Below are 958 nucleotides of genomic sequence, written 5' to 3' on the forward strand. Positions count from 1 at the left end.
GATTGATCCCGAGGCCCTGAGTTACCTGGCCTCAGTGGATGCGGCCAACATCACCCGCAACAGCATGCTGAAAGCCCAGCTTGACGAAGCCCTGTCAGCCCTGACGGCGGAAGGGCTGGAGGCGGGCCTGATGAAGGTGGCGGTCAATCTCTTCCAGGACGCGGATGCCGCCGAGGTGCCGCGATTGATCCCGAGGCCCTGAGTTACCTGGCCTCAGTGGATGCGGCCAACATCACCCGCAACAGCATGCTGAAAGCCCAGCTTGACGAAGCCCTGTCAGCCCTGACGGCGGAAGGGCTGGAGGCGGGCCTGATGAAGGTGGCGGTCAATCTCTTCCAGGACGCGGATGCCGCCGAGGTGCCGCGGATGTCCTTTGACCTGGATATCGTGACCAGCCCGGAGCAGGATGCCGTTGTGGAACATGTTCTGAGCCGCCTCGGCTACGAAAAATTCCCGGACAGCCGGAACCAGTATTCCCTGGGAAGCTATTTCCGGGCCGATGTCGCCGGCGCATTGGACATCCATCACCGGATCCCGGAGCGGTATTTCGGCACCATCAGCGCACGCGACATGGAAGAGCAGAGCCATCTGGTTCCGTTCGGAAAGGGCGCCGTGCGGATCCCGAATGCCAACTTGCGCCTGGTGACCAGCCTGGCGCATGACATGCTGAGGGTTTCCCGAAGGCCCGCGCAGCCCCTTGGGCTGGCGTACCTGAATGATCTGATCGAGCTGTGCGCGGATCCCGCGGATCCGGTCGACTGGCAGCAGGTCGAGGACAGGTTCGCAACCTACCGCTTCAAGCTCGGGCTGGAATTGCAATGCCGCCTGATCCGGCACCTGTTTCCCGGGGCAGGGTTTCCCGAAGGCCCGCGCAGCCCCTTGGGCTGGCTGCTGCATCAGCGCAGGCTGCTCCGCTCGCGGCTGCCGGGGCTTGCGGGGCTGGAATGGCAGCTGATCC

2 protein-coding genes are annotated in these 958 nt (G+C 64.0%); both read left to right on the top strand.

Going from position 1 to position 958, the window contains the following annotated elements; genetic code table 11:
- Positions 1 to 202: hypothetical protein (locus tag A9D60_RS26485; RefSeq protein WP_175392892.1), on the top strand; the 202-nt coding region annotated here is incomplete at its 5' end.
- A 44-nt stretch (positions 203 to 246) separates the two neighbouring features.
- Positions 247 to 958, top strand: a 712-nt coding sequence (locus A9D60_RS04895; protein WP_254656627.1) for a nucleotidyltransferase family protein, incomplete at its 3' end; no start/stop codon positions are given.

The organism is Leisingera sp. JC1 (genome assembly GCF_001679925.1).
Taxonomy (GTDB): Bacteria; Pseudomonadota; Alphaproteobacteria; order Rhodobacterales; family Rhodobacteraceae; genus Leisingera.